14 protein-coding genes are annotated in these 6,437 nt (G+C 55.7%); 6 read left to right on the forward strand and 8 right to left on the reverse strand.

What is annotated here, in order from left to right; translation table 11 throughout:
- The 4 genes from E4P82_RS21295 to E4P82_RS21310 all read right to left on the reverse strand — a co-directional run.
- On the reverse strand, positions 1 to 98 hold a 98-nt coding region (locus E4P82_RS21295), incomplete at its 3' end, for a TMEM175 family protein (protein WP_169250749.1).
- Between the two features lie 27 nt (positions 99 to 125).
- Positions 126 to 665: a hypothetical protein gene (locus E4P82_RS21300; protein WP_169250750.1), complete on the reverse strand. Its 540-nt coding sequence runs from the start codon at positions 663 to 665 to the stop codon at positions 126 to 128.
- A gap of 28 nt (positions 666 to 693) precedes the next feature.
- Positions 694 to 1,032 carry a helix-turn-helix domain-containing protein gene (locus tag E4P82_RS21305; protein ID WP_246327786.1) on the reverse strand — a complete coding sequence of 113 codons (339 nt, stop codon included), beginning with the start codon at positions 1,030 to 1,032 and terminating at the stop codon, positions 694 to 696.
- Positions 1,033 to 1,089: 57 nt separating this feature from the next.
- Positions 1,090 to 1,374, reverse strand: coding sequence for a type II toxin-antitoxin system HigB family toxin (locus tag E4P82_RS21310; protein WP_169250751.1), 285 nt, complete (start codon positions 1,372 to 1,374; stop codon positions 1,090 to 1,092).
- Positions 1,375 to 1,585: 211 nt separating this feature from the next.
- On the opposite strand from E4P82_RS21310, the gene E4P82_RS21315 reads away from it, so the two are divergent.
- From E4P82_RS21315 to E4P82_RS21335, 5 genes are all read left to right on the forward strand, one after another.
- Positions 1,586 to 1,813: an antitoxin MazE family protein gene (locus E4P82_RS21315; RefSeq protein WP_169250752.1), complete on the forward strand. Its 228-nt coding sequence runs from the start codon at positions 1,586 to 1,588 to the stop codon at positions 1,811 to 1,813.
- Positions 1,810 to 2,136, forward strand: a complete 327-nt coding sequence (locus tag E4P82_RS21320) for a type II toxin-antitoxin system PemK/MazF family toxin (protein WP_169250714.1) — start codon at positions 1,810 to 1,812, stop codon at positions 2,134 to 2,136. The genes E4P82_RS21315 and E4P82_RS21320 overlap by 4 nt, the downstream gene beginning before the upstream one ends.
- 214 nt (positions 2,137 to 2,350) lie before the next feature.
- Positions 2,351 to 2,551: a hypothetical protein gene (locus tag E4P82_RS21325; protein WP_169250753.1), complete on the forward strand. Its 201-nt coding sequence runs from the start codon at positions 2,351 to 2,353 to the stop codon at positions 2,549 to 2,551.
- Positions 2,552 to 2,559: 8 nt separating this feature from the next.
- A complete protein-coding gene (locus E4P82_RS21330) occupies positions 2,560 to 2,847 on the forward strand; it encodes an XRE family transcriptional regulator (RefSeq protein WP_169250754.1) in 288 nt (95 codons plus the stop codon).
- Between the two features lie 72 nt (positions 2,848 to 2,919).
- Entirely contained in the window at positions 2,920 to 3,174 is a 255-nt protein-coding gene (locus tag E4P82_RS21335; RefSeq protein ID WP_169250755.1) for a helix-turn-helix domain-containing protein, read from the forward strand.
- A gap of 55 nt (positions 3,175 to 3,229) precedes the next feature.
- Here E4P82_RS21335 and E4P82_RS21340 read toward each other — a convergent pair whose 3' ends face one another.
- The 4 genes from E4P82_RS21340 to E4P82_RS21355 all read right to left on the reverse strand — a co-directional run bounded on the left by E4P82_RS21340 (position 3,230) and on the right by E4P82_RS21355 (position 5,282).
- Positions 3,230 to 3,433, reverse strand: a complete 204-nt coding sequence (locus tag E4P82_RS21340; RefSeq protein ID WP_169250756.1) for a hypothetical protein — start codon at positions 3,431 to 3,433, stop codon at positions 3,230 to 3,232.
- Positions 3,423 to 3,692, reverse strand: a complete 270-nt coding sequence (locus tag E4P82_RS21345) for a BrnT family toxin (protein WP_169250759.1) — start codon at positions 3,690 to 3,692, stop codon at positions 3,423 to 3,425. Before E4P82_RS21345 ends, E4P82_RS21340 begins: the two co-directional genes overlap by 11 nt.
- A gap of 95 nt (positions 3,693 to 3,787) precedes the next feature.
- The gene (locus tag E4P82_RS21350; RefSeq protein WP_169250757.1) at positions 3,788 to 4,243 is read right to left on the reverse strand and encodes a hypothetical protein; all 456 of its coding nucleotides are present in this window, start codon (positions 4,241 to 4,243) and stop codon (positions 3,788 to 3,790) included.
- Positions 4,244 to 4,955: 712 nt separating this feature from the next.
- Positions 4,956 to 5,282, reverse strand: coding sequence for a hypothetical protein (locus tag E4P82_RS21355; RefSeq protein WP_211203249.1), 327 nt, complete (start codon positions 5,280 to 5,282; stop codon positions 4,956 to 4,958).
- Between the two features lie 457 nt (positions 5,283 to 5,739).
- Here E4P82_RS21355 and trfA point away from each other — a divergent pair.
- Positions 5,740 to 6,437: plasmid replication initiator TrfA (gene trfA, locus E4P82_RS21360; protein WP_478219240.1), on the forward strand; the 698-nt coding region annotated here is incomplete at its 3' end.

A 6,437-nucleotide genomic window follows, 5' to 3' on the forward strand; every position in this document is an offset into this window, starting at 1 on the left:
ACTGTTTCCCCATGAGGCACTTTCATTTCTAGAACCATAATGGTGATGATGATGGCAATGACACCATCACTGAACGCTTCAAGACGATTTTTCCCCATAAGTCGTGCCCTGTCAGAAAGGTGAAATTACACGAAGAAACCCAACATTCGACATGAGCGGTGACCGTTAGGCCGTCCGCTCGATGGAAGGGTAGGTTTCTTCGCGAACATGAAATAAGCAAAAGGCACGAAGTAGAACACCAACCAGTGTCCTGAGAAGCCTCTCAGCTCATTGGCTCGAAATGCGGCGTACTCGGTCTGAGTAATTTCCCGAATGAAATGGCCGTGGTTCTGCAGAACGTATTTGCCTTCTTGAATCGACGGGCTTCCGCCGTCCATCGCCGCAATGAAAATCGCGAAGTTGACCATCGCGTAGGCGAATACAGCGGCGCCGACCAGTATGACCCAGTTCGGCATAAGTGCCCGGACATCGGAGAGCGACGGTTTCACACCGAGCGCCTTTCGACTCGATAAGAAAAACGGGACGAAGACAATAAAGACTCCAACGTGCAGCACCCAAACGAACGGAACTCTCTCCGAAACATCGACTCCGGCGAGCGAGGCCACATGCACAGTCGCCGCGAGTGTCAGGCCAACCAATGCCAAAATTGAGAGGAAGCGGTTCATAGAAACCTAACGACGGATCGGGCTGCCTTCAATCGACAAATGCCTCCAATCCGACATGGAACCGCTTTGCCAGCGCCTTGGCCTGCCGAAGGTTGAGCTTGCGCTTGCCCGCCAGGATTTCGGACACCACCCCTTGCGTTCCGACTTCCCGCAAATCGGCTTGCGTCAAGCCGTGTTCGGCCATCATGAACTTGAGTGCGTCCAATCCCGTCGCCTTGCCGTACCCGGCAAAGCGTTCGGATTCGTAGTGTTCGATTTGATCGGACAAAATATCGATCAAGCCGGATAGCGGATGACCCTCTTGTTCGGCACCGATATCCAGCAGCGAATCCAGGTAAGCGATTTTTTTGCTCCAAGTCGGCGTCATTGGCCGGCCGCGCGAGGATCGGCGCGACGTGGCGCCAGTGTTCGGCGATAGCAGCGTTCATTGCAATTTCACCTTGCTGTATTCGGCGTGCGTGAGAACTTGTCGGATAAAAATTTTGCCTTGTCGAAATTCAACTTTCGCGATGATGCGCAACTTGTTTCCACCCACATCGAAAACGTATTGATCGCCGACCTTATCGACGCTGGGAAACGCCGCCTTCAGTTGGGCGAAGTTCTCGAACGTGCTCGCCTTCGCGATTCGATACCAAGCATCTAGCGCCGATGCGGATTCTTTGTACCGTTCCTTGGCTTCCCAGATTCGCTTTTGGCTGATGACGTGCATCGAAGCTTTGTTCCTTGGTTGGCGTCCCACGCATCGTATATCTCGTTTTGAGATAACACAAGGATACGTTCCATCACGACTGGCGGTTTCAGGCTGATGCCCTGAATCTGCCCGAAATTCACGATTGCCGACGAAGTCGTGAATCGCTTGGCCTTGATACATCACATTTTTAGTTAAATAATAACAAATATAACTTGTTATAGGTGATGTTATGGCAACCACGCATGATACCCTGCTCGAAAACGTCCGACGCTACCGGGAACGAATGAAGGCGCAAGGCTTCCGGCAACTGAGCCTCTGGGTACCCGACACGCGCTCGCCCAAGTTCGCCGAAGAGTGCCGACGCCAGTCGCGACTGGCCGCGCGGCAGGACAGCGAGAGCGACATCCTGGATTTCCTGGATGCGGCCGCTAGCGACATCGAGGGGTGGGAGCCGTGAAGCGAGGGGATTTGGTGACCGTCGCGCTGCAAGGCGATTTCGGCAAACCGCGCCCCGCCTTGATCGTCCAGTCCGATTTGTTCAACACCGAACACGCGACCCTCTCGGTATTGCCGATTACCAGCGAGATTGTCGGTGCGCCGATTTTCCGAATTACCCTCGAACCCTCCAATACCAACGGACTACGCAAGGTTTCTCAAATCATGGTGGACAAAATTGTCTCCATCAAACGCGACAAGGTTGGAGAGCCCTTCGGACGACTGGAGGAAGAAACGATGCTGCGTGTCAATCGTGCCTTGGCGGTTTGGCTTGGAATCGCCTGATGTTCAGGGTTCCAGCTTGCGCTTTTTGGTAAGCTGATGAATGAGTAAGGCTGCACTGGAGACACAAACCGGAAGTGAAGCCGACGAGCCGATGACGAGAAAACGAAGGACTGCTGACCGATCAATAACGGATTAAAAACGGACTGCTGATGGATTAAAGACGGGTCAATAACGAGTCACTGACGAATCGCTGACGAGCCGGAACAGGCGCGAGGTGGGCAACCAGACGGCCGGGCTGTGGATAAAGTTCGGCCATAGAAAGTTGCACACCTGCAAGGATGCTTTCGATAGTTGGCTGGAAGCGAAGGAAGCCCCCAAGCACTACGACGCGGCCTTTTTGGGCTTCGCCAAAAAGTGGGCCACGCCGAACGCGACCTGGATATTGCCAAGGCATGTTTCGCTCAAATCGAATTGAGGTGAACTGTGAACGACACCACGACCGAAGCCTTCACCAACGTGTGGGACGCCCTTGCCGACACGCCGCAGGAAGCGGCTAACCTCAAGGTCCGCTCCGAGCTGATGAGCCAGATCGCGGCGCTCGTCCGGGAACGCGGCTGGACCCAGGTGGAGGCGGCCCGCCGCTGCGGCGTGACCCAACCCCGCCTGAACGATTTGTTGCGCGGTCGCCTGTCGCGGTTTTCGCTGGACGCCCTGGTCAACATCGCGGCGGCGCTCGGTTGTCGGGTACAGGTCGGCCTGGACGCGGCTTAACCGTCATGGTTGAGTTCGAAAGAGGCGGTACCCATAGTTTATGCCGATCTCGGCTACCCGAACGCCGAGGAGATGTTTAGAAAGGCACAACTCACCCGCGAAATTGACAAGATCATCAAGGCTCGTCGCTGGAGCCAGCAAAAGGCCGCCGAGGTCATGGGAATTCCTCAGCTCAAGCTGTCGGAGATGTTGCGCGGCCGTTTTCGCGGCATCAGCGAAACCCAGATGCTGGAGGGTTTAGCGCGGCTGGGTTGCGATATTCAAATCACCGTCAGCCCTGCCCGCCGCCGGGCTGCGCCGGGTCAGGTTAGCGTGGTTTTTCGCTGATCTAGCGCCGTCACCCCGCGGATTAGGGTTTCTTGTATGGAGAGTGAGTCCGGTTTTAAGTCGATGCCAAATGATGTTCTTCGGCGTACTGGCGAAGCGCGCGGTTGACTGCTTCCGAGTCTGGAAACAGCTTATGTAAATCCGGTTCTATCAATACGATATTCGTTCTTGCACGATAGCGTTCGGCATACTTACCTCGTTGTCCCGATTGAATGAGGTCCGCTGGATATTCCGGTCTCAACGTATCTTCATTGTTCATAAGCTCGACGCTCCTGGCGAGTCATGGGCCGTGCGGAAATGATTCGAATGGTATCCGCTCGTTCGGTGTACGACACGACGAGAAAATGGCCTTTTGAAGAGACACCAAACAACAGATAACGGTTTTCCTCTTGGGAATGGTCTGGATCGCGGATGCAGGAGGAATAATCATCGCCGAAAACCTCAGCGGCTTCCTGAAAGGAAACGCCATGTTTTCTTTGATTCAGGCGTGCCTTCATTGCATCCCACTCAAAATCCATCACGCCCTTCCGATCAAAAATCGAGTGAATATCCAATCAATCCGCCAGCAACACGACCGATGAAGGGAGGCGGCAATCCCCGCAACGCAGCAACACTACAACACCTCCGGATCCGGAGCGGGAATGAAACACCCATCGCTGGTGAAGACGCAGGCCGCACCCGGCGGGAACACAATCGGTGGCACGGCACTGTCCGCCGCGCGCGGGGACGCCTTCGCGGGCGCGACATCGCGTGGTGTGGCGCCAGACAACGGCGTGACAACGCGGGTTCGCGGGTTTTCCTTCGCCGCCGCACGCGGTTTTTTGGGTCCAGACAGCGCCTTTTTGTGGCGGGATAACTCGTTGCGCAGGGCGGTGTAGCCGATGTCGAAGCCGTTGTTTTGGAGCTGTTGCGCGATTTGCTTCAAGGTGTAGCCCTTGTCGCGCGCCTGCTGGATCGAACTGGCGAGCAAGGCCACCGTTTTGCGTTTGGTGAGCGGGGATTCCGCATCCGGCATCTCCGCCAAACAGTTGGCAAGTCTCTGTACTTTATCTGGTTTGATCTCGAACATTTCGTTATCGCTCCCGACTTAGACCTTTGCGCCAGGCGTTGCAAAGCAATTGCACATAACATTGCAGCATCATTGCAAGATGATTGTGCATGACATTACAGATTGTATTGCAATATCGTTTCAACAACATTGTATTTACATTGCAGCGCAGTTTCACACGAGTTTGCAACATACTTGCAGCATAGCCGCATGCGCCATGACAGGACGCCGTTCGCGGTGTTACGGCGCCTTGCCTAATAGCCGACAACTCCCAGCCACCGCGATGGCACTCGTCTCGCTGGTTCGTGATCGAGGTCCAACGCCGACCCTCGCGTAATCCCGACCGGACCACCACGCGACCTGCTTGATTGGCGATCAGAATCACCGAGTTGAGTAGCTCGATAATCGTGCTGATGGAGGATCATCGAAACGGACTGGGCGCCGAAAGCGGCAATATCGTCTCGATTGGCGTGGCTGACGGGGGGCCGTGGCGAATCGGGCGGGCGGTCTGGGTCCATCGGGGAGTTCGGGTGGCGGGAACGGCGCGGGAATGTCTTCGAATCTCCCGAACCGGCCGAGTTATCCACAGGCAGAAGGCGAGGGGAAGCTGCACACCCGTTGCACCTTGCGGTGCGATCAAAAAAACGACCAAATCGCTGCAATCGATTGATCTATCGTATAAAATATCAAATTTATTTGAATTCAAAAAAAACCGATTAGAATTTCTAATGAATTATTCAGAGTAGATCAATAGGTTGCCATGAAAACGAAAAAATCGGATTTTGTGGAACAAGTCACGTTCCGCATCAACGCCGAGGTGGTCGGCGCCATTCAAAAATCGGGGCAAAGCGCGCCCGATTGGTTTCGGCAAGCCGCCCGGAATCGGATCGACGGCGAGCGGCGGGTAGAAACCCCGACCGGCAAACTCGAAAAGCAAATCACCGCTCTCCAACAACAGACCAACGGTCTGCAAAAAGAAATCGCCCGGCTCCAGCAATCGGAGGCCGTCGCGCACGCCACGGTGGTGGAGATGCGGAAAACCTTGGCGGCGATCCAGCAAAACCACGTCGAGCTTCATCGTTCCCTAGAACAGATGCACGCCGGGTTCGGCCACGCCTTTACCGCACTCGGCCAGTCGCTGCTGGTCGCGCTGAGCCAGCAACTCGACGTGCACCTTCAAAGGGTGCTAGAGAAAAAAAAAGGACGAACCACCCCCCTTCAAATTGCCCCCCATACCCCCACGAACCCGGCTGTAGGAGCGCGTGCCATTGAATGCCAAGCCGACCCAGCCCGCTACCCGCGCCGAGGCGAGCAGCGCCAGCACCGGAACCGATCCTTTGGTTGCCAAAATCAAAGCCGTCGAGTCCCGTGCCATCGAACGATCCCGGCAACGGCGAGGGCAAGCCACCCAAGAGTCGCTGCCTCTTTCCCCGGAGGCTTTTCCCTCGCAGCCACCACCGGCCAAGGTAGTGATGCTGCCAATCTGGCCGGATGCGATGCGGGCGGTTCCGAACGGCATGTTGCGTTCCGCCCTGTTCGGCGCGATCCGCAGGGGCGCGCGGCGATATCTGCGCCGAGAACGGATTGCCGCACTGGATGGCATCGAAATTTTCTACACCGGCGAACGGCTCGACCAAGGCGATTTGGACGTTTGGGAAACGATCCTGCACCTCGCACGGCTTCAGGGATTGGGCAACGAGTGCCGAGTGACGGCCTACCAACTTCTCAAAATCTTGGGCAAAACCGATAGCGGCAAGAATCGAGACATCCTCGACATTCGGCTTAGCCGTATGAAGGCAACCGGGGTAGACGTGCAGGTAGGTCGATATGGCTATGAAGGCAGCTTGATCGACGAGGTTTACCGGGACAAAGAAACGATGGAGTACGTTTTTCGGCTGAATGCCAAGCTGCGCGCCTTGTTCGAGCCCGACCAGTTCACGCAAATCGATTGGGTGGTGCGCCGCGAACTGGATGGCAAGCCACTAGCCCAGTGGCTCCACGGCTTCTACGCGAGCCACGCCAAGCCTTATCCGGTCAGCGTCGCCAAACTGCACGAGTTATGCGGTAGCGATTTTGATGCGCTGAACGATTTTCGTCCAAAGCTACGAAAAGCCCTCGATGCGGTAGCTGATGCCTGCAAGATTAACAATCAGTCATTCCGCTACGAGGTTCAGAATGACATCGTACATGNCGAAGAAAGCAGAAAAGCCACGCC

The sequence above is a fragment of the Candidatus Competibacter phosphatis genome (assembly GCF_012939995.1).
Classification (GTDB): Bacteria; Pseudomonadota; Gammaproteobacteria; order Competibacterales; family Competibacteraceae; genus Competibacter; species Competibacter phosphatis.